Source organism: Mesorhizobium sp. BR-1-1-10, from assembly GCF_020165595.1.
GTDB classification, from domain to species: domain Bacteria; phylum Pseudomonadota; class Alphaproteobacteria; order Rhizobiales; family Rhizobiaceae; genus Mesorhizobium; species Mesorhizobium australicum.
Genome location: NZ_JAIUIL010000006.1, coordinates 287,134 through 307,832 on the forward strand (window position 1 = coordinate 287,134; position 20,699 = coordinate 307,832).

The window sequence follows — 20,699 nt, forward strand, 5'->3', positions numbered from 1 at the left end:
GAAGCGTTTCAACCGTGGCGCGTTTCCGCGCCGCGCCGGTCAGGATTTGCCCATTGGCAGCCGGATACAGATAAATGAGAGAGGACTGATCATGCTGATCTCGCAGATTCTCGACGACGCCGAGACGATCCGTGTCGTTGCCCGCAGCGGCGGGAAGACCCGGATCATCAACGGGGCGCGCAGCGTCTATTCGCTGGCGATGGAGGCTGCCCGCACCGGCGTCGGCCTGGCCGCCCTGATCGAACGCAAGGGGCTTGGCGAGACGATCGATCTCGACGCCGCCTACAAAAGGGGGCGCCTGCTGTCGCCGATCAATCACCCCGACCCGGCGCATCTGCACCTGACCGGCACCGGGCTGACGCATCTGGGGTCGGCGGCGACGCGCGATTCCATGCACAAGAAGCTCAGCACCGACGGCGAGGAGCAACTTACCGATTCCATGAAGATGTTCCGCATGGGACTGGAAGGCGGCAAGCCCGCGAAAGGCCAGGTCGGCGTGCAGCCGGAATGGTTCTACAAGGGCAACGGCACCATGGCAGTCGCGCCTGGCGCGGCGCTCATGTCACCGGCCTTTGCCAAGGATGCTGGCGAGGAACCAGAGGTCGCCGGGATCTATGTCATCGGCGATGACGGGGCGCCATTCCGCGTCGGCTTCACCTTGTCGAACGAATTCTCGGACCATGTGACCGAGCGCGTCAACTATCTCTTCCTCGCCCATTCCAAGCTGCGCAATGCCTCCTTCGGCCCGGAGATCCTGATCGGAGACCTGCCTTCGGACATCCGCGGCACGTCGCGCATCCTGCGCGACGGCAAGGCATTGTGGGAGAAACCCTTCCTGTCGGGTGAAACGAACATGTCCCACACCATCGCCAATCTCGAACACCACCACTTCAAATATTCGGCCTTCCGCCAGCCTGGCGACGTGCATGTGCATATGTTCGGCACCGCGACGCTATCCTTCGCCGACGGCATCAAGACGGAGGCCGGCGACGTGTTCGAGATCGAGGCCGGGGACTTCGGACTGCCGCTGCGCAACCCGCTCGAGATCGAGAAGCCGGTGAAGGTGTCGGTGAAGGCGCTTTGAAGCCATGAGCGCGTGATTCCCCTCTCGTGGGGAATGGCTGGCAAGCCAGAGCGGGGCGCTGTCCCGCCGATCTGGCAATAGGTTTCAGTCACGTCCCTGCCGGGCATCTCTCCCACAAGAGCGAGGTCGGCAGCTTCAACCTTAGCGCACGGCGCGGAAATGCTTTGACAGCTTCAGGCCCTGCGCCTGGTAGTTCGAGCCGAGATCGGTGCCGTAGAGCGCCTGCGGTCGCTTCAGCATATGCTCGTAGACCAGCCGGCCGACGATCTGGCCGTGGTCGAGGATGAACGGCACTTCGTGGCTGCGCACTTCGAGCACCGCCCGGCTGCCGGTGCCGCCGGCCGCCGAATGGCCGAAACCCGGATCGAAAAAGCCGGCATAATGGACACGAAACTCGCCGACCAGCCGATCGAACGGCGTCATCTCGGCGGCGTAGAGCGGCGGCACATGCACCGCCTCCTGGCTGACGAGGATGTAGAACTCGTCGGGATCGAGCACCAGTTCGCCGGCGCGGCTCTTGTGGATCGGCTCCCAGAAGTCGAGGACATCCTGCGCGGCGCGCTTGTCGACATCGACGAGGCCGGTGTGGTGCTTGCCGCGATAGCCGACCAACCCATCCTTGTCGCCATTGAGGTCGATCGACAGCGCGATGCCGCCGCCGGAAATGTTCGGCGGCTCCGTGGCGACCAGCATCTCGGCACGATGCAGCTCATGCAACTCGGCTTCCGAAAGCAGCGCGTTGCCGGTGCGAAAGCGGATTTGAGACAGGCGCGAACCCGTGCGCGCGATGATCGGAAAGGTGCGCGGGCTGACCTCGAGATAGAGCGGACCGTTGTAGCCGGCGGCGATCTTATCGAACTCATGGCCCCGATCGGTCATGACGCGGGTGAAGATGTCGAGCCGCCCGGTCGAGCTCTTCGGATTGGCCGAGGCCGAAATGTCAGCCGGCAGGGCCAGACTTTCGAGCAGCGGCACAATATAGACGCAGCCGGTTTCGAGGACCGCGCCTTCGGTCAGACTGATCTCGTGCAGTTGCAGCCGATCGAGCTTTTCCGACACCTTGTGGTTGGGACCGGGCAGGAACGAGGCGCGAACCCGCCAGGCCTTTTCGCCCAATCTGAGATCAAGGCTCGCCGGCTGGATCTGGTCGGCATCAAGCGCGCGCGGCGACTTCAGCGCGCCGGACCGGAACAGCGCCGATATGTCCTGATCGGGAAGAATGCCTGTCTGCCGCAAAGTCTGGCTCCGCCCCAAGACTGGTCTCTTTCGTTTGCAGGTTCTTGTTTGTTGCAGGTTCTTGCCGCAAAACCGCGGGGCACTTCTGCGGAACCTGCCTTGGTACAAACGTCTTAATGAAGCCGGCAATTGACGCAAGCGTGGCGCGGGTCTAAAGGGTCGTTATCCCGTGGTGATTTGGCCGGTCGGCTTGCAGCCACGTTAAACAAGTCGCTAAAGGACCGTCGGGCCGCAAGGCCGTATGGACCGGTTGCGACTTTCGCGGCCGGTTTTTTTGTGTCTGGAACAAAGCGATGAGCACCAAGAAGCGCAACTGGAAACCTCAGACGGCACTCGTGCATGGCGGAACCCTGCGTTCCGGCTTCGGCGAAACCTCCGAGGCGATGTACCTGACCCAGGGCTATGTCTATCAGACGGCGCAGGCCGCCGAGGCCCGCTTCAAGGGCGAAGAGCCTGGTTTCATCTATTCGCGCTACGCCAACCCGACCGTCGACATGTTCGAAAAGCGCATGTGCGCGCTTGAAGGCGCCGAAGACGCGCGCGCCACGGCGTCGGGCATGGCGGCGGTGACGGCTGCCCTTCTGTGCAGCGTCAAGGCCGGCGACCACATCGTGGCCGCGCGCGCGCTGTTCGGCTCCTGCCGCTGGGTGGTCGAGACGCTGGCGCCGCGCTATGGCATCGAGGCGACCTTGGTCGACGGCACCGAGATCGCCAATTGGGAAAAGGCGGTCAGGCCGAACACCAAGCTGTTCTTCCTGGAAAGCCCGACCAACCCGACGCTCGAGGTCGTCGACATCGCTGCCGTCGCCTCGCTTGCCAATTCGATCGGCGCGCGGCTGGTCGTCGACAATGTCTTTGCCACGCCGCTGCAACAGAAGCCGTTGCAGCTTGGTGCGCACATCGTCGTCTACTCGGCCACGAAGCACATTGACGGCCAGGGCCGCTGCCTGGGCGGCGTCATCCTGTCGGACAAGAAGTGGATTGACGAGAACCTGCACGACTATTTCCGCCACACCGGTCCCAGCCTGTCGCCGTTCAACGCCTGGACGCTGCTGAAGGGCCTGGAAACCTTGCCGCTGCGCGTGCGCCAGCAGACCGAGAGCGCCGGCAGGATCGCCGACTTCCTGGCCGGGCAGCCGCAGATCGCCCGCGTCATCTATCCCGGCCGTGCCGACCACCCGCAGGCCGATATCGTCAAGAAGCAGATGTCGGGTGGCTCGACGCTGATCTGCCTCGACGTCAAGGGCGGCAAGCCGGCGGCCTTCGCCCTGCAGAACGCCCTCGACATCGTGCTGATCTCGAACAATCTCGGCGACGCCAAGAGCCTGATCACCCATCCGGCGACGACCACCCACAAGAACCTCAGCGATGAGGCCCGCGCCGAACTCGGCATCGGGCCAGGTACGCTCAGGCTGTCGGTCGGCCTGGAGGATACGGACGATCTGCTGGAAGATATCGCCCAAGCCTTGAAGGCCGCCAAATAGGTTTCGTCCAGGAAGCGTCGTCAGCAGCGATCAGGCGCTCGACGGCGTCTCCTCCAGTTCCGCCGTCTTGGTCCGGATGGTCATGGCGTTGCCGCGCCAGTCGACGGCGCCGCCGAGCCAGCCGCGCGCCCAGATGGCCGGGAGCATGACGTCCCGCGCGACCGTCGCCGCGATCATGCCCGTCGAGACGTGCCAACCCTTGGCCAGGGCCAGAGCGCATTCCGGAAGATAGAACGCAGCCAGCACGGCAATCGCGGTCGCCCAGAGACTAATGCCGGCGCTCGCCGCGGCAATCAGCGCAAGAACCAGCGGGACCGCCGCACCAGTCAGGATCTCGGGCGCGAAGAACAGCGGGAAAGTGACGCGGCGCAGGCGCGCCCAGCGGGCCTGGCGCGACCAGATCTCGCCAAACGTGCGCTGGCCGAGCGGCTGCTCGAAGGGGGCGGCAACGAGGTTGACACGCAGGCCGAGGCCGTTCACCAGCTTGGTTGCGGCGGCGTCCTCGGCGATCTCGGCGGCCAGCGCGCGTATGCCGCCATTGGCGTCCAGCATCGGCTTCTTCCACAGCATGCTCTTGCCCTGCGCGAAGCCGAGGCCGAGCGCCGCGCCGGCATACTGCCAGCGGGCCTGCAATGTGTTGAGGAAGGCGCATTCGACGTCGGCCCAGAAACCATCTGGCCTGGAGCCGATCGGCGTCGAGCAGACAAGGCCGGTACCGTGCTGCCACGCCGCCATCATGTGCTCGACATAGTCCCTCGGCATCAGAACGTTGGAATCGGCAAGAATGACCCAGTCGTGGCGCGCCGCTTCCCAGCCTTTGACGCAGTTGTTGAGCTTTGGATTGGCACTGACACGGTCGTCGCCGATCAACAGCCGGGCCGGCACCTGCGGAAACCGGGCAATCGCCCTGTTTATCAGTTTGACCACCGGGTCGTCGGCATGGGCGACGCAGAAGATCAGTTCGTAGCGTGGCCAGTCGAGCGCGAAGGCGCGTTCCAGCGTCTCATGTGTGAATGGCTCGACGCCGCGCGACGGGACGACAATCGACACCGCCGGCGATCTGCCCGCCGGCGGGGCAATCGTGGTGCGCCGTTTCAGCTGTGAAGCGGCAAGCAGGATGCTGGCAGCGTTTGAGAGGATGAGTGCGGTCGAAAGCGAGGCGGATATGAGAGTGAGTTCCATCGAGATCTGGTCACTCCGGAAGTCGGCCCGCGTCGCGGCCGTTTTCAACAGTTCGACAGAGGGCCGAGTCGCCCGGTTCGCGCACACCACCATTGTCGTGTGTCACTTAAATGACATTCTTTGCCGGCACCTGCGTTTCAATCCCAGGCGCGACAGGACGCGCACGTTGACCTGCTCACCGCGAGCGTCGAAAGTCGTCGGATTGTTTTGGAGCCGCTCATGTACCGCGCCGTGACGCGCAACATCGAAGTGCAGGTCAGGCCGTTCTATCTGGAGGATCGTTCAGATCCCCAGGAGAACCGCTACGTCTGGGGCTATCAGATAACGATCGACAACCAGTCTGACGAGTTCGTGCAGCTTCTGTCGCGCTATTGGCACATCACCGATGGTGCCGGCCGGGTCGAGGAGGTCCGCGGGCCGGGCGTTGTCGGCGACCAGCCGGAACTCAATCCCGGCGACAGCTATCAGTACACGTCCGGCTGCCCGCTCTCGACACCCTCCGGGATCATGGTCGGACGCTACACGATGCGCAACAAGCGCGGCGAGACGTTCGACATCGCCATCCCAGCCTTCTCGCTCGATCTGCCGGGGACAAGGCGCACAGTGAACTGAGGGCCGACGGTCGCGCCGCCCCTCATCCGCCCTTCGGGCACCTTCTCCCCGCGGAACGGAGAGAAGGAAACGCTTTACTGAGCCGCAAACTCGGCTGGATCGAAGTCGTACTGCGTCGAGCAGAATTCGCAGGCGACATGGATGCCGCCATCCTCGGTGCTGTCCTTGATCTCCTGCGCGGAGAAGCCTTCGAGGATGCCACGGATCTTGTCGCGGGAGCATGAGCACTGATCGGCCACGGGAACGCCGCCGAAGACGCGCACGCCATGCTCATGGAACAGACGATACAGCAGCCGCTCGGCGCCGATGGTCGGGTCGATCAATTCGGTCGGCTCGATGGTGCCGAGCAAGGCCAGGAGTTCCTGCCAGGAATTATCGGCCGGATCGTGGACTTCCTCGCGCGGATCGCCGTCCCCACCCGGCAGGTCCGGAATGCGCATGCGCTCGGGCGATTGCGGCAGGAACTGCGCCAGGATGCCGCCGGCGCGCCATTGCTCGCGCGCGCCGCCGATCCCGGGCGTCAGCAGCTTGGCGACCGAGAGCCTGATATCGGTCGGGATCTGTTCCGACTGACGGAAATAGGTGCGCGCCGCGTCTTCCAGCGTTTCGCCGTCGAGCTGGACGATGCCTTGGTAGCGCTGGGTATGGGCGCCCTGGTCGATGGTCAGCGCCAGCACGCCGCTGCCAAGCAGCGTCTGCTGGGACGTCTCGCCTGCCGCGACCAGTGCTTCGAGCCGATCCGCATCGAAGCGTGCATAGGCGCGCAGTGCCGAGGGCGTGGAGAAGTCCGCGACCAGCATGTCTACAGGCCCGTCGGTACGGGTCTGCAGGATGAACTTGCCTTCGAATTTGAGCGAGGTGCCGAGCAGAACGGTCAGCACGCAGGCTTCCGCCAGCAGGCGGGCGACCGGCTCGGGATAATCGTGGCGGCCAAGGATGGCGTCGAGCATCGGCCCAAGCTGGACCGTGCGGCCGCGCACGTCGAGCGGACCGACCTCGAAGGGAACGACGTGATCGTCGCCGGCGTAGCCGAACTCGCCGAGTTTGGGGTGATGTTCAGTCACTTGATGGCTTTCCAACATGACAAAGCTCCAGGGCGCGGCCATGCGGCCCTGGTGGGCACATGCGTCCAAACGCGCTTGATTTGCGTGATGCGGCGCAGATAGGCATCGCGCCGCCGCAGATCAAGCGCCTGGGCATTTCAGGCGCCTGGGCATTTCGGGCGCCCAAGACACTTCAAGCCCCAAGACACTTCAAGCACCAAGACACTTCAAGCACCGAGGCACCAGGCAAGCACTGCCTTCTGGGCATGGAGCCGGTTCTCGGCCTCGTCGAAGACCACCGAATGCGGCCCGTCGATGACCTCGTCGGTCACTTCCTCGCCGCGATGGGCCGGCAGGCAGTGCATGAACAATGCATCCGGCTTGGCCTTGGCCATCAGCGCCGCGTTGACCTGATAGGGCGAGAAGACATTGTGCCCGCGAGCACGGTGTTCCTGTCCCATCGACACCCAGCAATCGGTGACGATGCAGTCGGCCTGGTCGACGGCTTCCTCGGGCGAGCGGGTGAAATGCAGCTTGCCGCCATGCGCCTTGGACCAGTCGACATGCTTCTGCGCCGGTTCGCTGCCTTCGGGCACGGCGACGTTGAGATTGAAGCGGAACCGTGCCGAGGCCTCGAGCAGCGAGTGCAGCACATTGTTGCCGTCGCCGGTCCAAGCAATCGTCTTGCCGGCCACCGGACCGCGATGCTCCTCGAAAGTCATGATGTCGGCCATCAGCTGGCAAGGGTGGGTGTCGTCGGTCAGTCCGTTGATCACCGGAACGGTGGCATTCTCGGTCAGCTCCAGCAGCCGCTCATGCGAGGTGGTGCGGATCATGATCGCATCGACGTAGCGCGACAGCACCTTGGCGGTGTCGGCGATTGTCTCGGAGCGGCCGAGCTGCATCTCGGTGCCGGTCAGCATGATGGTCTCGCCGCCGAGCTGGCGCATGCCGACGTCGAAAGAAACGCGCGTGCGCGTCGACGGCTTGTCGAAGATCATGGCCAGCACCTTGCCTTCGAGCGGCTTGCTCCGCTCGCCGGCCTTGAGACGCGCCTTTCGCGTCACCGCATCATCCAGCATGAAGCGCAAATCGCCTTCGGAAACGGTGGAAAGATCAGTGAAATGGCGAACTGACATCAGGAATGGTTCCGGATTACTTCGCGGCGGCGGAGGCGATCGCCTCCGACAGGCCCTTGGCGCCGGCGCGGATGCGGTTGAGCGCTTCGTGAATCTCGGCGTCGGTGACGGTGAGCGGTGGCAGCAGGCGAATGACGTTGTCGCCGGCCGGAACCGCCAGCAAATGCTGGTCGCGCAGCGCCATGTTCACCTTGCCGTTAGGCATCGCGCATTTGAGGCCGAGCATCAGCCCGGTGCCCCTGATATCCTCGACAATTTCGGGGAATTCGTCGGCTATCGAGGCTAGCCCCTGCTTCATCAGCAGCGCCTTGCGCTGGACATCCTCCAGGAAGCCGTCTTCCAGAACGACGTCGAGCACGGCGTTGCCGACCGCCATTGCGAGCGGATTGCCGCCGAATGTGGTGCCGTGCACGCCGGCGGTCATGCCGACGGCCGCCTCGTCGGTGGCAAGGCAGGCGCCCATCGGGAAGCCGCCGCCAATGCCCTTGGCGATTGCCATGATGTCGGGCGTCACCGCGGACCACTCATGTGCGAACAGCTTGCCGGTACGGCCAATGCCGCACTGGACCTCGTCGTATATCAACAACAGGCCGTGCTGTTCGCAGAGCTGCCGCAGCCGCTTGAGCGACTGTGTCGGTACTGGGCGGATACCGCCCTCGCCTTGCACCGGCTCGATCAGGATCGCGGCGGTCTCGGGCGTGATCGCCTTCTCGGCGGCGTCGATGTCGTCGAAGCCAACCTGGTCGAAGCCTTCAACCTTGGGTCCGAAGCCTTCGAGATATTTGAACTGGCCGCCTGCCGCGATGGTCGCCAGCGTGCGGCCATGGAAGGCGCCTTCGAAGGTGATGATGCGGAAGCGCTCGGGATGTCCCTTGACGAAGTGGTAGCGCCGCGCCGTCTTGATCGCGCATTCCAGCGCCTCGGCGCCGGAATTGGTGAAGAACACCTTGTCGGCGAAGGTGGCATCAGCCAGCCGCTCGCCAAGTCTGCTCTGCCCCGGGATCTCATAGAGATTGGAGACGTGCCAGAGTTTCGCCGCCTGCTCGGTGAGGGCCGCGACAAGGTGCGGATGGCCATGGCCAAGCGAATTGACCGCGATGCCGCCGGCGAAATCGAGATATCGCTCGCCCTTGTCGGTAACCAGCCAAGTGCCTTCCCCATGGTCGAAGGCCAGGGGTGCGCGAGCAAAGGTCTCGTAAAGCGCCGAACCGCTCATTATATGCGTCTCCGGTACCGGAAAATCAAAAAAGCCGCCAAAGCGGCGGCCTGCTGCGGCTTATCGTGTTTTTCGGCCATGAAGTCAACGAAAACGTCGCGTAGTGGCGCGCGGCAAGCTCCCCGACGCAACGCCGGCTCATGAGCGACCGGGCAAGTTGGGGAAAACCGAAAAAACCGATTCGTGTTGCACTTGGGACTCTTGTCACCGAGTCAGCGCATAGAGTAGTTGTAGTCGAGAAATAACTAGATTTCGTGCGGCGGACCTAATCACCAGATATATGTGGTGTCTGCCCCAGCAGTGGTGCTGGGTCGGGAATGGATTCTGATTGCCGCACGCTTATGAGGAGCGCGGTCATGAACTGGACTGACGAGCGGGTAGAACTCTTGAGAAAACTGTGGTCGGAGGGTCTGAGCGCAAGCCAGATTGCCGCGCAGCTTGGAGGGGTCAGCCGCAATGCCGTCATCGGCAAGGTGCACCGGCTGAAGCTGTCGGGTCGCGGTCGCGCAACGGCGACGCCGGCGCGCCAGAAGAAGGCGACGCAGGGATCGACCGTCCAGAAGTCGGTGGCGCGCGCCGCAAGCACGGCACGCCACGTCACGACTTCGATCGGCGCGACGGCTCTTCAGACGCAATTCGAGGCCGAACCGGTGGCGCGGCACTACATCCGTCCGGTCGAGAACGTCGTGGTGCCGATCTCACGGCATCTGCAGCTCGTCGAACTGACCGAGCGCACCTGCAAATGGCCGAACGGCGATCCCCTTTCGGAGGACTTCAATTTCTGCGGCAACGAAGCCGCTGAAACCGGTCCCTACTGTAAATACCATGCCCGCGTGGCGTTCCAGCCGGCGGCGGAGCGGCGGCGGAATAGATAAGCGGTGAGTAGTGAGTAGTGAGTAGTGAGTAGTGAGTAGTGAGGAAACAAGCGCTCCCACCAACCACTACCGACTACTCACTACCGACTACCGACTTCCTCACAGCCAGCCGTTCTTCCTGAAGCGCCAATAAAGGAAGCAGCAGATAAGCGCGATGGTGGCCAGCACCATCGGATAGCCATATGCCATCTTCAGCTCCGGCATGTCGGTGAAGTTCATGCCGTAGATGCCGGCGAATGCGGTTGGCACCGCCAGGATGGCCGCCCATGAAGCGAGTTTCTTGGAGATCGCCGTTTCCTGGCTTTGGCCGACCAGAAGACTGGCCTCGAAGGCAAAGGCCAGCACCTCGCGCAGACTGTCGATCTTCTCCTGGACGGTACGGATATGATCCGTAACGTCGCGGAACAGCGGGTGCATGGCCGAATGGATCTGCGGCAGGTCGGCGCTGGTCAGCCGGCGACAGACTTCCACCAGGGGCAATGCCGCGTTGCGCAGGCGCAGGAGGTCGCGGCGCAGCATGTAAAGGCGTTCGATGTCGGGGCCGGTCATTGGCTTCAGCAGGACCTTGTCCTCGATCGCCTCGACCTCGTCCTCGATCTGCTCGAGCACGGGCATGTAATTGTCGACGATGAAGTCGAGAATGGCATAGAGGACGAAATCCTCTCCCTTGGCCAGCGAGTGCGGGCAGCTTTCCCAGTGCTGCCGCACGGCGGCATAGGATGTCGAAGGACCGTGCCTGACGCTGACGATATAGCCTGAGCCGACAAACAGATGTGTCTCGCCGAAGGTGACGCGCCCGTCGATCAGCTGCGCCGTGCGGGCGACGATGAACAGCGCATCGCCATATTGCTCGATCTTTGGCCGCTGGTGCGGATGCTCGGCATCCTCGATCGCCAGTTCATGCAGATGAAACTGCGCCTTGACGCGCAGCAGAAGTTCGCGATCAGGCTCAAGCAGCCCGATCCAGACGACATGTCCCGACTTCTTGGCCCATTCGCCCGCTTCCTCGATCGGAATATCGGCGATACGGCGCCCGGCGGTATAGACACCGCAGGCGATGATGCCCGATGTCGGCGGCGAGGCCTTGAACTCCCGGACATATTCCATGGCAGCCTCCCGAAAGCGTTGCCTTCCCTGGGAACCGGCAAGCTTATCTTGGGATAGTCTAGCGCAATATGATCAAGCGTTCGAGAGGACGTGCGTTCACTTCACCGGCAGCGCCTCGGGGAGGCCGATCTTGTCGGTCTTGTCGCCTTTCGGCCGGTCGGCGGGCATCTGGTCGCCGGTGACGATATAGTAGATGGTCTCGGCGATGTTGGTGGCGTGATCGCCGATCCGCTCGATATTCTTGGCGCAGAACAGCAGATGCGTACAGGGCGTGATGTTGCGCGGATCTTCCATCATGTAGGTCAGCAATTCGCGAAACAGCGACGTGTACATGGCATCGATCTGGTCGTCACGGTCGCGCACGAAGCCGATCTTGTCGACCGAGCGCGACGCATAGACGTCGAGCACTTCCTTCAGCTGGGTCAGCGCCAAATTGGCCAGAGCCTCCAGGCCGCGAAACAGGCTGGTCGGCTGCCGGCCGTCGGTAACGGCAACCACCCGCTTGGCGACGTTCTTGCCGAGGTCGCCGACGCGCTCGAGGTCGGCCGAAATGCGGATGGCGCCGACGATCTCGCGCAGGTCAGTCGCCATAGGCTGACGCCTGGCGATGATGATGATCGCCTTGTCGTCGATCTCACGCTGTCCCTCATCCAGGACGGCGTCGTCTCGGATGACCTTCTGGGCCAGCCCCGGATCGGCGTTGACCAGGGCGGCGACCGCCTGCTCGACCATACGCTCGGCATGGCCCCCCATCGCGGCGATGCGCTTCGACAGATATTTCAGTTCCTCGTCATAGGCGCTGACAATGTGAACGGACTGCATGGATGAAATGCCTTCCCACGGGATCTTGTCTTTGAGTCGTTTCCTCGAATCCCCGCTGATACGCTAACGGGATGACAGAAAAAAGAAACGGCCCCGTGGAAAACTAGGGCAGTATCAGTGCGCCGGCAAATGGACCGAGAAGGCGGCGCCCTTGCCGACCTCGGACCTGATCGTCAGCCTGGCGTTGTGACGCGTCAGGATGTGCTTGACGATCGACAGGCCAAGCCCCGTGCCCTTCTGGGTCCGGCTGGTCTCGACATCGATACGATAGAAGCGCTCGGTGATGCGCGGTATGTGCTCCTCGGGGATGCCGGGACCAAAATCCCTGATGGTGACGTCGATGCCGGGTTCGGAACCATCATCGCCGCGCGCGATCGACACCACGACACGACCGCCCGACTGGCCGTATTTGCAGGCATTTTCCAAAAGGTTCTCGAACACCTGGAACAGCTCGTCGCGATCGCCCGGCACATCGAGCGGCCCCTTGGCGAAATCGCGCTCGATGGCGACATTGTTTTCGCGGGCGAGCGGGCCGAGCGAATCGATGACGCTGTCGACGGTCTGGCGCAGATCGACTTCGGTTCCCGGCTTGAGATAGGGCTTCATCTCCAATCGCGACAGCGACAGGAGGTCGTCGATCAGGCGCGCCATGCGGCCGGTCTGGTTCTGCATGATCTGGAGGAACTGCTCGCGCGCCGCCGGATCGTTGCGGGCCGGTCCGCGCAGCGTTTCGATGAAGCCCGCGATCGAGGCCAGCGGGGTGCGCAATTCGTGGCTGGCATTGGCAATGAAATCGGCGCGCATGCGGTCGATACGCCGCGCCTCGCTCTGGTCCTTGAAAACCAGCACATAAAGATCGGTGCCATGCCCGACCGAGGATGCGCTGACCCGGTAGGCCCGTTCGACAGGCAGTTTCTCCGTGTAGTCGACGACATCCGAGGCGACAGTGCCCGACAGCACACTGTCCAGCAGCGCCTGCATTTCCGGCGCCCGGAATTTCAGCGGCAGCGATATGCCGGGCGCGATGCCGCCAAAGGCGGCAAAGGCGGCGGCGTTGGCGTGGACGATGGTGGCGGCGTGGTCGAAGATGATGAGCGGGTCGGCCACGGCGGCCGCCAGATATTCACCGGACAGGCGCTGCAAGCCAATCGCCTCGATCGCCGCGGCGTTCCCCGCGGAATGGCGGGCGCCGGTGACCGGCAATATTGCCGCGGCCGGCAGCAGGAGCAGCGCCGGCACCAGCACGTAGGCGGAAAAGCCCGCGAAGCCAAAGGCGATCAGAACCGCCACGACACCGGCCGCAAGCAGCCAGCGGCTGTGCCACAGCCGAGCGGCCACAGCTTGCCCCGTGCTCTTCTGCTCTGCGCCCAGCTCGGTCATTCGCGCGCCCAGCCTCCACCGGTCAGACGGCGGCGAAAACTTCCGCTGGACCGCAAATCAAAAGTGCTACAGCCTCCTTTGCGCGTCCAAACGGAGGCGCGGCGCTGTAGTGGCTCCCAATAGCATGAGTCCAGACACTTAAAAGGGTTCGTCTGCATGAAAAAAGCCAACGACAATTCGGTCACTCCAACCTCGGGCCCGCTGAAAATCAGGATCGGCGGCAAGGAACGGGAGTTCGATATCGAGAATCCCGAGCTTCCGGACTGGGTCGAGGAGAACAAGCTGACCGCGGGCGGATATCCTTACGACAAGAAGATGAAGAGCGAGGAGTATGACGAGACGCTCGAGAAATTGCAGATAGAGCTCGTCAAGGCGCAGGCATGGCTGCAGGCGACCGGCAAGCGGATGATGGCGCTGTTCGAGGGTCGTGACGCGGCCGGCAAGGGCGGCACGATCTTCGTGCTGCGCCAGTATCTTAACCCACGCACGGCGCGCAACGTCGCGCTGACCAAGCCAACCCCGACGGAACTGGGGCAATGGTACTACCAGCGCTATGCCGACCATTTCCCGACATCCGGCGAATTCGTCACCTTCGACCGCTCCTGGTACAATCGTGCCGGCGTCGAGCCGGTGATGGGTTTTTGCACCCCCGAACAGCACGAGAAGTTTCTCGACGAGACGCCGCATTTCGAGCGCATGATCGTCAATGACGGCATCTATTTCTTCAAATTCTGGCTGAACATCGGCCGGGAGACGCAGCTCGAGCGCTTTCACGATCGCCGCTACAGTCCGCTGAAGAGCTGGAAGTTCTCGCCGATCGACATTGCCGGCATCACCAAGTGGGACGATTACACCAAGGCGCGCGACACCATGTTCGAGCGCACCCACAAGGAGTTCGCGCCATGGATCATCGTGCGGGCCAACGACAAGCGCCGCGCGCGGCTGGCGGTGATGCGCCGCATCCTGCTGTCGCTGCCCTATGAGGGGCGCGATCTCGACGCTATCGGCAAGGAAGACAAGAAGATCATCGGCGAAGGGCCGTCATTCCTGGGCAAGGAAAGTTGATATCTGCTATGCCGCATGACGGTCCACGCGGCATAGCATTCCGGGCGGTGGCTCAGGCAGCCAGCCTGGCGATCCGCTGCAACCGTCGCAACGTGGCGTCGTCCTGCAGCGCCTGCTGGAACAGCGATATCTCCTCATCGATGCGCTCGCAAAGCGCGGCGGTGTTCCCCTTGAGCAGGCCGCGTGTCTGCAGCAAAGCGGCAACCGGCTTTTTGGCGAGCTGCCTGGCTCGGCCAAGCGCCGCTTCCTCGACGCTGCCTTCCGCGACGATCTCGGCAACGAGGCCGAGCGCTCTGGCGTCTTCGGCAACAAGCGTGTCGCCGAGACAGAAGAAGCGGAAAGCACCGGCATAGCCGAGTTTCTGCGGCGCCAGGATGCTGGTTGCCGCGTCCGGCACCAGGCCGAAATCGACGAACGGCACCCGGAAGGTGCTTTTTTCAGATGCGATCACCATGTCGCAATGGAACAGGATGGTGCAGCCGACGCCGACGGCATCGCCGTCGACACAGGCCAGGATCGGCTTTGGAAACGTCGCCAGCATGCGGAACATGTCGGTGACGGCGGCGATCAGCTTCTGGTGCTTGGCGGCATCCAGGAATTCGGAAAAGTCACCACCAAGGCAGAAGCAGCCGGCCAGGCCGCGCAGCACGACAACCCGCACCTCGTCATTCTCGGCGGCTTCATGGAACGTCCTGGCAAGGCTCTCATAGGCCCTCCGGTCGAGCACCGGCCGGCCGTCGTTCGACGACACGGTGACGATCAGTGTGTGGTTGCGCAGTTCGGGTTGCGGGTGCGCGTTCATGACGCCCTCCTTTGACCGAACATGTCGGGATATCCCCTGGCCAAGACGGGTGCATGATGATTGCGGCGCGAACGCACCACGTCCAGCGTGTGCTCGTTGAAGGTGAGCAGCGTCGCCACGACCTGCTGGTTGCCATAGGTGCGCTGATAACCGAGCGGCGTCGCCAGGAAGTGCAGTTGCAATGCGCGCAGCACCCACATCGGCTCGAACTCGATGATCACCTTGTCGACGCCGCGCTTCAGACCCCACTCGACGAAGCCGGCTATCAATTCCGTGCCGACGGTCGAGACGCCGCGCCGGCCATCGCGAAAACCCGGAGCCACCGCGTAGCGGGTCAACTCCCAGATGTTGGGACCCGCCGGCGGCGTTCCTTCGGAGAGATCGGTCAACACCTCGGTCAGCAAATGCGGCCGTGTGGTCGGCAACATCCTCTGATAGCCCGCGACTTCATTGCCCCTGATGACGATCTGATGCACCGCCTCGTCATGATCGAATTGGTCGACCTCAAATCCGTCGGGGCGCCGAAGGTCCTCCCATCCCATCTCCTCGACGAATATCCGGTAGCGCAGCCGATGGACGGCCTCCCAAAGGTCGGGACGTTCCATCAATTCCTTGGTCGTAAGACAAAAAAGCATTCCGTAGTCTCCTGTGGTTCAGGGGAAGATACGGCCGTGCTTCGATGCGAAAATTGCGTGATCACGTAGGCAAGAAGTTCTAGGCCTGCACGGCCGACCTAGCTAATGTAGCCGCGCCTTATCGCCTCGGCGACTGCCTGGACCCGGTTGACGGCACCGAGTTTGCTTTTGGCGTTAAGAAGATGTTTCTCCGAGGTGTGCTCGGAGATGCCGAGGATTTGGGAAATCTCCCATTCGGACTTGCCGACGGCAGCCCATTGCAGGCATTCGCGTTCGCGCGGCGTCAGCTCGATGTGATCGATCGTCGTGGTCGCCATGGTGTGGAGTTGCATGGCGCGGCCGACGGCATAGGTCGAGACCAGGGAGACCAGGCCGAACTCGGCCGCCGACAGTTCCACGGCCTCGCCCCCCAGCGACACCATGACGATTTCGCCGTCGAGCGTGATCAACGGAAAGGCCAGCCCGTCGCGCAACTTGAAGGCGCCGGCGTCGCCCATCACTTCGCCGCTGCTCTTGTCGATGCGGATGCCCTGGGCGGCTTCCCGCCACTGGAACGGCGCTTGCAGCTGTTTCATGTGACTGACGACGGGATCGTGATCGACATAGTTGCGCGTCACGTAGCGCTCGAGCCATTCGACCGGCCAGTCGCAGAGCAGCACATGCTGCTTCTGCTGGCCCGTCGGTGTGCCCGGCTGCGGAACGGTTCCGGCCATCAGCGCGGTCAGACCGAACTCCGACGTTACGCCCAACAGTTTCTCGCAGACCGCGGCCGCCGTTGCGGCGTGCTGCAGTTGATCTATGTATTCCAGCGTTCGATCGAACTGACTCATCGCAACATCAACCCCATGTTGCCTCATGCATTAAGTCCATGGTCCGCGCCTTCCCGGCACTTCGCCACCGACCACGGATTGCAAAGCGCCCGCTTCCGGTTGTGGTTCTCGACCCTGGTATTCCCACCAGGGCAGCCACCGCTGTTTGCAAACCGACCGAACCATATCCTGAAATCGAAGCGTTGAAATCAAAAAGCATTGTGCCTGTATCGTTTTCGTACCAAAACCGGCACGAGCACGGGTGCGGCGGAGTTTTATCGTGGCGTTCCAATGGAGGTCCCATGTCCTGGCAGCGGCGCTCATCGCCGCATTGTCATGGGTTTCCGGCGCGGGCGCGGCGGAGCCGCAGGTGCCGGTGTTGTGGGATGCCAAGGAGCGGCTTCCCAAGCCCGACCTTTCGGCGCTGCCGCGGCTGCGGTTCCTGACGACCACGGATTTTCCGCCCTTCAATTTCCTCGACGGCGCGGGGAAGCTGTCCGGTTTCCACATCGACCTGGCGCGCGCCATCTGCGCGGAACTCGGCATCGTCGACAAATGCCAGATCCAGGCCTTGCCTTGGGCGGAGCTTCAAGGCGCGCTTGAGAGGGGCGAAGGTGAAGCTGTTATCGCCGGCATTGCCCCGACGTCACAGTCGCGCCAGACATACGCCTTCTCGCGCGCCTACCTGCAGTTCCCGGCGCGCTTCATCACTGCGAAGAACAAGGCGCTGGCGGAACCGCTCTTCGACAAATTGCACGGCAAGCGAGTCGGCGTGATATCGGGCTCGGCCCATGAACGCATGCTGCGCGATTATTTCGGCACGATCCAGGTCGTCCCCTTCGACAAGCCGGAAGCCCTCTATGGCGACCTCAAGGCCGGCAAGATCGACGCGGCTTTCGGCGATGGCATGCGCTTCGCCTTCTGGCTCGGCGGCTCCGATGCCGCCGGCTGCTGTCGCTTTGCCGGCGGCCCCTACCTGGCGCCCGAATATCTGGGCACCGGAATGGCCATCGCCACGCGAGCGGACAATCCGGCGCTGGCCGCGGCCCTCGACTACGCTTTGCAAGAGATTTCGATGAAAGGCACCTTCGCCGAATTCTACCTGCGCTATTTCCCGGTCAGTTTCTTCTGATCCGGTCCGGTCAGCTTTTCTGATCCGGCCGTAACCTCGTCAGGTCAGAGTTCGCAGCCTTGCCTTGGCCGCACGACCGATGGCCGCCACGGTCAGCGTGTCGAGATCGAGCTGGCGACGGATCAACTGCAGCACCCGCACTTCCTCCAGCCGCATCTCCAGATCGACGGCGGCCACTTCGAAGGCCGCGGCATAGGCGGTGTCGCGCAACCGCTCCGGCAGCGCCTCCGAGACCTGGGTCAGGACACCTTCGAGCCCACCCTTCTCATGCAGCATCTTCTGGCAGGCCTGGGCCACGGCAACCAACCGGTCCTGCTTGAAATCCTCGAACACCGGCCACGAGCGAACAACCTCACCGATCCTGGCCAGTTCGACATCGGTCATGTCCCGGTCGGAGGCCGAAGTGATGACCATCAGATAGATCAGGGCTTCGTGCGGGGTGGGCGACAGCATTCTTTGCTCCTTGAACGGGCTCCGAAAGTAGGAAGGGGAGCCTGAGGCCGCAAGGAAAAAGCGCCCGACGCGTTGACGCTCCGGCCACGCACGCCTAGAGACCGGTTGAAAATGCACTTGCGGCTATTGCCGGGATACAATCTGGAAACTGTGACATGGCGGGATCAAACATCATCGATCTCAATCCCGAACTGCTGACGGCCGCGGCCGAGAGCAAGGCATGGCCGTTCGAGGAAGCCAAAAAGATTATCGAACGCTACAAGGGCGCCGATTTCCCCGAAACGATCCTGTTCGAGACCGGCTATGGACCGTCGGGCCTGCCGCATATCGGCACGTTCGGCGAAGTGGCGCGCACCTCGATGGTGCGCCATGCGTTTCGCGTGCTGACGCAGGACAAGGTCGCGACCAAGCTGCTGTGCTTTTCCGACGACATGGACGGCATGCGCAAGATACCCGACAGCGTGCCGGACCGCGCTGCGCTCGAGCCATATCTGCACAAGCCGCTGTCATCGGTGCCCAACCCCTTCGGCGGCGACTATGCTAGCTTCGCCGACCATAACAATGCGATGCTCTGCCGCTTCCTGGACACGTTCGGCTTCGATTACGAATTCGCCAGCGCGACGCAATACTACAAGTCAGGCCGCTTCGATGCGATGCTGTTGCGCGCCGCCGAACGCTATGACCAGATCATGGCGGTCATGCTGCCGACGCTCGGACCTGAGCGGCAGGCGACCTACAGCCCCTTCCTGCCGATCTCGCCAAAGAGTGGGCGCGTGCTTTACGTTCCCATGAAGCATGTCGACCCCAAGGCCGGTACCATCACCTTCGACGATGATGGCACCGAAACCACGCTGCCGGTCACCGGCGGCCGCGTGAAGCTGCAGTGGAAGCCGGATTTCGGCATGCGCTGGGCGGCACTCGGCGTCGATTTCGAGATGTTCGGCAAGGATCATCAGACCAATGCAGTGGTCTATGACCGCATCTGCAACATACTGGGCGGGCGGGCGCCGGAGCATTTCGTCTACGAACTGTTCCTCGATGAGAATGGCCAGAAGATCTCCAAGTCGAAAGGCAACGGCCTGACCATCGACGAATGGCTGACCTATGCGCCGACCGAGAGCCTGGGGCTCTACATGTACCAGCGGCCGCGGCAGGCCAAGAAACTCTATTTCGACGTCATCCCGCGGGCCGTGGACGAATATTACACCTTCCTCGCCGCCTATCCCCGCCAAGAGTGGAAGGAGCGGCTGGGCAACCCGGTCTGGCATATGCATGACGGCAATCCGCCCGCCATCGACATGCCAGTGCCGTTCTCGTTGCTGCTCAACCTTGTCAGCGCCTCCAATGCGCAGAACAAGGACGTTCTGTGGGGTTTCATCTCGCGTCACGTCGCGGGTGTGACTCCGGCGACCCATCCCGAGCTGGACCGGCTGACGGGCTACGCGATCCGCTACTTCGACGATTTCGTGAAGCCGACGAAAACCTTTCGCCCGGCCGACGAGGTCGAGCGCGAAGCGCTGGTGGCTCTCGAAAAGGCACTTGGCGACTTGCCGGCGGGCGCCAGCGGCGAAGCGATCCAGAACGCTTCGCTCAACGTGGCGCGCAAGATCGAACGCTATCAGGATCATTCCAAGCAAAGTCCTGAAGGTGGCCCGGGTGTCTCAGGCGCCTTCTTCCAGATGATCTACCAGGTGCTGATCGGCCAGGAGCGTGGTCCACGCTTCGGATCGTTCGCCGCCCTCTACGGCGTCGCCGAGACCCGCTCGCTCATTCAGAAGGCGCTGGCTGGTCAGCTGGCTTGAGGACGCCGCCGTCCTCCTCCAGGATCGAGCCCGGCGCCTGAGGCGCTGGGGTGGGTGCGGCCGGCATCGCCGAGATGCCGGCAAGGTTCGGCGCCGACCCGAAAATGCCTTTCTTCGCGCCTTGTGCCTTGTCACCGGCCTCGACATAGGGTCCGCCCTTGGCGGCACGCGCCCAGCCGTTTTCGACCAGCCATTGACCGACATCCTGCTTGCCGATCCGGCATTCCGCCGCGATCCGGTCGCGTCCGCCTTCCGGCGGCACCGTGCAAACCACGGCGCGGCCGCGCAGAAAGGCGCGGAATGCCGTGCGCGCGCGGATGCCGCACGGCCAGGATTTCCCGTCGGTGGTGCAGGTCTCGTCCTGCCTGACGACATCGATGCCGGAAATCGCGACCGAATACCCCTTCGCCTCGATCAGGCCGGCGGCCGGAGCGACCGGCTGGAACAGCTTCGTGCCGTTCCAGTCGTCGGGCATTTTAGGCTTGGGCGGCACGGCGAGCGCCAGCTTGCTCAACGGCGCACGCGGCTCGACCCGCTCGAGTTCGCCGGTGGGCAGTTCCGGGGGCGCGACCACGTCCGGGTCGATCGCCCGCGAATGCGCCGCCGGATTTGGTGGCTGCGCCGGTACACGAATTGCTGAGGTGGACGGTTCCTCGGGCGTCGCATCCCTATCTGCCTCAGCGGTAGTGTCGGCGCCGGGATCGATCTGATCCACCGCAACAGTGCTTTCGCTGCCTTTCAGCGTGCGTCCGCCGGCAACGACCAGCGCCGCCATCGCCGGGATCATCAGAACCGCCAGGACAAGATGAGGAAGTCGCACC

At 63.1% G+C, this 20,699-nt stretch carries 20 protein-coding genes and 1 riboswitch; of the genes, 7 read left to right on the forward strand and 13 right to left on the reverse strand.

The window, feature by feature from the left end:
• Nucleotides 1-91: 91 nt before the first annotated feature.
• The gene (gene araD1 / locus LB555_RS15395) at nt 92-1,084 is read left to right on the forward strand and encodes an AraD1 family protein (RefSeq protein WP_015319285.1); all 993 of its coding nucleotides are present in this window, start codon (nt 92-94) and stop codon (nt 1,082-1,084) included.
• A gap of 141 nt (nt 1,085-1,225) precedes the next feature.
• Here the strand turns inward: araD1 and LB555_RS15400 are convergent, their stop codons facing one another.
• Nucleotides 1,226-2,320: a 2'-deoxycytidine 5'-triphosphate deaminase gene (locus LB555_RS15400; RefSeq protein WP_224683194.1), complete on the reverse strand. Its 1,095-nt coding sequence runs from the start codon at nt 2,318-2,320 to the stop codon at nt 1,226-1,228.
• A 159-nt stretch (nt 2,321-2,479) separates the two neighbouring features.
• A riboswitch (SAM riboswitch) is annotated at nt 2,480-2,557 on the forward strand.
• Between the two features lie 56 nt (nt 2,558-2,613).
• Between LB555_RS15400 and LB555_RS15405 the strand changes: the two genes are divergently transcribed.
• Entirely contained in the window at nt 2,614-3,804 is a 1,191-nt protein-coding gene (locus LB555_RS15405; RefSeq protein ID WP_015319287.1) for an O-succinylhomoserine sulfhydrylase, read from the forward strand.
• A gap of 30 nt (nt 3,805-3,834) precedes the next feature.
• On the opposite strand, the gene LB555_RS15410 is transcribed toward LB555_RS15405, so the two are convergent.
• Nucleotides 3,835-4,986, reverse strand: coding sequence for a ceramide glucosyltransferase (locus LB555_RS15410; RefSeq protein WP_224683195.1), 1,152 nt, complete (start codon nt 4,984-4,986; stop codon nt 3,835-3,837).
• Between the two features lie 219 nt (nt 4,987-5,205).
• Here LB555_RS15410 and apaG point away from each other — a divergent pair, with 219 nt between their 5' ends.
• Nucleotides 5,206-5,598: a Co2+/Mg2+ efflux protein ApaG gene (apaG, locus tag LB555_RS15415; RefSeq protein WP_023772981.1), complete on the forward strand. Its 393-nt coding sequence runs from the start codon at nt 5,206-5,208 to the stop codon at nt 5,596-5,598.
• A gap of 74 nt (nt 5,599-5,672) precedes the next feature.
• Here apaG and LB555_RS15420 read toward each other — a convergent pair whose 3' ends face one another.
• The 3 genes from LB555_RS15420 to LB555_RS15430 form a co-directional block, all read right to left on the reverse strand.
• Nucleotides 5,673-6,704: an Hsp33 family molecular chaperone gene (locus LB555_RS15420; RefSeq protein ID WP_140660684.1), complete on the reverse strand. Its 1,032-nt coding sequence runs from the start codon at nt 6,702-6,704 to the stop codon at nt 5,673-5,675.
• 164 nt (nt 6,705-6,868) lie between these two features.
• Nucleotides 6,869-7,780, reverse strand: a complete 912-nt coding sequence (gene argF, locus LB555_RS15425; RefSeq protein WP_140660683.1) for an ornithine carbamoyltransferase — start codon at nt 7,778-7,780, stop codon at nt 6,869-6,871.
• 16 nt (nt 7,781-7,796) lie between these two features.
• Nucleotides 7,797-8,996, reverse strand: coding sequence for an aspartate aminotransferase family protein (locus LB555_RS15430; protein WP_224683196.1), 1,200 nt, complete (start codon nt 8,994-8,996; stop codon nt 7,797-7,799).
• 356 nt (nt 8,997-9,352) lie between these two features.
• Here LB555_RS15430 and LB555_RS15435 point away from each other — a divergent pair, with 356 nt between their 5' ends.
• Nucleotides 9,353-9,871 (forward strand): GcrA family cell cycle regulator, encoded by a 519-nt coding sequence (locus tag LB555_RS15435; protein WP_140821329.1) that lies wholly within the window; start codon nt 9,353-9,355, stop codon nt 9,869-9,871.
• Between the two features lie 99 nt (nt 9,872-9,970).
• Here the strand turns inward: LB555_RS15435 and LB555_RS15440 are convergent, their stop codons facing one another.
• The 3 genes from LB555_RS15440 to LB555_RS15450 all read right to left on the reverse strand — a co-directional run bounded on the left by LB555_RS15440 (nt 9,971) and on the right by LB555_RS15450 (nt 13,180).
• On the reverse strand, nt 9,971-10,978 hold the full coding sequence (locus LB555_RS15440; RefSeq protein WP_015319294.1) for a magnesium and cobalt transport protein CorA: 1,008 nt from the start codon (nt 10,976-10,978) through the stop codon (nt 9,971-9,973).
• Nucleotides 10,979-11,074: 96 nt separating this feature from the next.
• Complete coding sequence (phoU, locus tag LB555_RS15445; RefSeq protein ID WP_015319295.1) at nt 11,075-11,800, reverse strand: phosphate signaling complex protein PhoU; 726 nt, start codon at nt 11,798-11,800, stop codon at nt 11,075-11,077.
• A gap of 114 nt (nt 11,801-11,914) precedes the next feature.
• Complete coding sequence (locus LB555_RS15450) at nt 11,915-13,180, reverse strand: ATP-binding protein (RefSeq protein WP_015319296.1); 1,266 nt, start codon at nt 13,178-13,180, stop codon at nt 11,915-11,917.
• A 156-nt stretch (nt 13,181-13,336) separates the two neighbouring features.
• Here LB555_RS15450 and ppk2 point away from each other — a divergent pair, with 156 nt between their 5' ends.
• Nucleotides 13,337-14,245 carry a polyphosphate kinase 2 gene (gene ppk2, locus LB555_RS15455; protein ID WP_224683197.1) on the forward strand — a complete coding sequence of 303 codons (909 nt, stop codon included), beginning with the start codon at nt 13,337-13,339 and terminating at the stop codon, nt 14,243-14,245.
• 52 nt (nt 14,246-14,297) lie between these two features.
• Here ppk2 and LB555_RS15460 read toward each other — a convergent pair whose 3' ends face one another.
• The 3 genes from LB555_RS15460 to LB555_RS15470 form a co-directional block, all read right to left on the reverse strand.
• Entirely contained in the window at nt 14,298-15,047 is a 750-nt protein-coding gene (locus LB555_RS15460; protein ID WP_140660678.1) for an enoyl-CoA hydratase-related protein, read from the reverse strand.
• Nucleotides 15,044-15,682, reverse strand: coding sequence for an acyl-homoserine-lactone synthase (locus tag LB555_RS15465; RefSeq protein ID WP_015319299.1), 639 nt, complete (start codon nt 15,680-15,682; stop codon nt 15,044-15,046). Before LB555_RS15465 ends, LB555_RS15460 begins: the two co-directional genes overlap by 4 nt.
• Nucleotides 15,683-15,780: 98 nt before the next feature.
• Nucleotides 15,781-16,512: a helix-turn-helix transcriptional regulator gene (locus tag LB555_RS15470; RefSeq protein WP_041163567.1), complete on the reverse strand. Its 732-nt coding sequence runs from the start codon at nt 16,510-16,512 to the stop codon at nt 15,781-15,783.
• A gap of 259 nt (nt 16,513-16,771) precedes the next feature.
• On the opposite strand from LB555_RS15470, the gene LB555_RS15475 reads away from it, so the two are divergent.
• Entirely contained in the window at nt 16,772-17,623 is an 852-nt protein-coding gene (locus LB555_RS15475; RefSeq protein WP_224683198.1) for a transporter substrate-binding domain-containing protein, read from the forward strand.
• Between the two features lie 39 nt (nt 17,624-17,662).
• On the opposite strand, the gene LB555_RS15480 is transcribed toward LB555_RS15475, so the two are convergent.
• Complete coding sequence (locus tag LB555_RS15480; protein WP_015319302.1) at nt 17,663-18,076, reverse strand: tellurite resistance TerB family protein; 414 nt, start codon at nt 18,074-18,076, stop codon at nt 17,663-17,665.
• Nucleotides 18,077-18,231: 155 nt separating this feature from the next.
• Here LB555_RS15480 and LB555_RS15485 point away from each other — a divergent pair, with 155 nt between their 5' ends.
• A complete protein-coding gene (locus tag LB555_RS15485) occupies nt 18,232-19,878 on the forward strand; it encodes a lysine--tRNA ligase (protein ID WP_224683199.1) in 1,647 nt (548 codons plus the stop codon).
• Here LB555_RS15485 and LB555_RS15490 read toward each other — a convergent pair.
• Entirely contained in the window at nt 19,844-20,698 is an 855-nt protein-coding gene (locus LB555_RS15490) for a thermonuclease family protein (RefSeq protein WP_411970774.1), read from the reverse strand. The genes LB555_RS15485 and LB555_RS15490 overlap by 35 nt on opposite strands.
• Nucleotide 20,699: the final 1 nt, after the last annotated feature.

What these genes read in the sequence shown, in the direction of transcription:
- araD1 (WP_015319285.1), top strand. Translation starts at nt 92, where the DNA reads ATGCTGATCTCGCAGATTCTCGACGACGCCGAGACGATCCGTGTCGTT.
- LB555_RS15405 (WP_015319287.1), top strand. Translation starts at nt 2,614, where the DNA reads ATGAGCACCAAGAAGCGCAACTGGAAACCTCAGACGGCACTCGTGCAT.
- LB555_RS15410 (WP_224683195.1), bottom strand. Translation starts at nt 4,986, where the DNA reads ATGGAACTCACTCTCATATCCGCCTCGCTTTCGACCGCACTCATCCTC.
- apaG (WP_023772981.1), top strand. Translation starts at nt 5,206, where the DNA reads ATGTACCGCGCCGTGACGCGCAACATCGAAGTGCAGGTCAGGCCGTTC.
- LB555_RS15420 (WP_140660684.1), bottom strand. Translation starts at nt 6,704, where the DNA reads ATGGCCGCGCCCTGGAGCTTTGTCATGTTGGAAAGCCATCAAGTGACT.
- argF (WP_140660683.1), bottom strand. Translation starts at nt 7,780, where the DNA reads ATGTCAGTTCGCCATTTCACTGATCTTTCCACCGTTTCCGAAGGCGAT.
- LB555_RS15430 (WP_224683196.1), bottom strand. Translation starts at nt 8,996, where the DNA reads ATGAGCGGTTCGGCGCTTTACGAGACCTTTGCTCGCGCACCCCTGGCC.
- LB555_RS15435 (WP_140821329.1), top strand. Translation starts at nt 9,353, where the DNA reads ATGAACTGGACTGACGAGCGGGTAGAACTCTTGAGAAAACTGTGGTCG.
- LB555_RS15440 (WP_015319294.1), bottom strand. Translation starts at nt 10,978, where the DNA reads ATGGAATATGTCCGGGAGTTCAAGGCCTCGCCGCCGACATCGGGCATC.
- phoU (WP_015319295.1), bottom strand. Translation starts at nt 11,800, where the DNA reads ATGCAGTCCGTTCACATTGTCAGCGCCTATGACGAGGAACTGAAATAT.
- LB555_RS15450 (WP_015319296.1), bottom strand. Translation starts at nt 13,180, where the DNA reads ATGACCGAGCTGGGCGCAGAGCAGAAGAGCACGGGGCAAGCTGTGGCC.
- ppk2 (WP_224683197.1), top strand. Translation starts at nt 13,337, where the DNA reads ATGAAAAAAGCCAACGACAATTCGGTCACTCCAACCTCGGGCCCGCTG.
- LB555_RS15460 (WP_140660678.1), bottom strand. Translation starts at nt 15,047, where the DNA reads ATGAACGCGCACCCGCAACCCGAACTGCGCAACCACACACTGATCGTC.
- LB555_RS15465 (WP_015319299.1), bottom strand. Translation starts at nt 15,682, where the DNA reads ATGCTTTTTTGTCTTACGACCAAGGAATTGATGGAACGTCCCGACCTT.
- LB555_RS15470 (WP_041163567.1), bottom strand. Translation starts at nt 16,512, where the DNA reads ATGAGTCAGTTCGATCGAACGCTGGAATACATAGATCAACTGCAGCAC.
- LB555_RS15480 (WP_015319302.1), bottom strand. Translation starts at nt 18,076, where the DNA reads ATGCTGTCGCCCACCCCGCACGAAGCCCTGATCTATCTGATGGTCATC.
- LB555_RS15485 (WP_224683199.1), top strand. Translation starts at nt 18,232, where the DNA reads ATGGCGGGATCAAACATCATCGATCTCAATCCCGAACTGCTGACGGCC.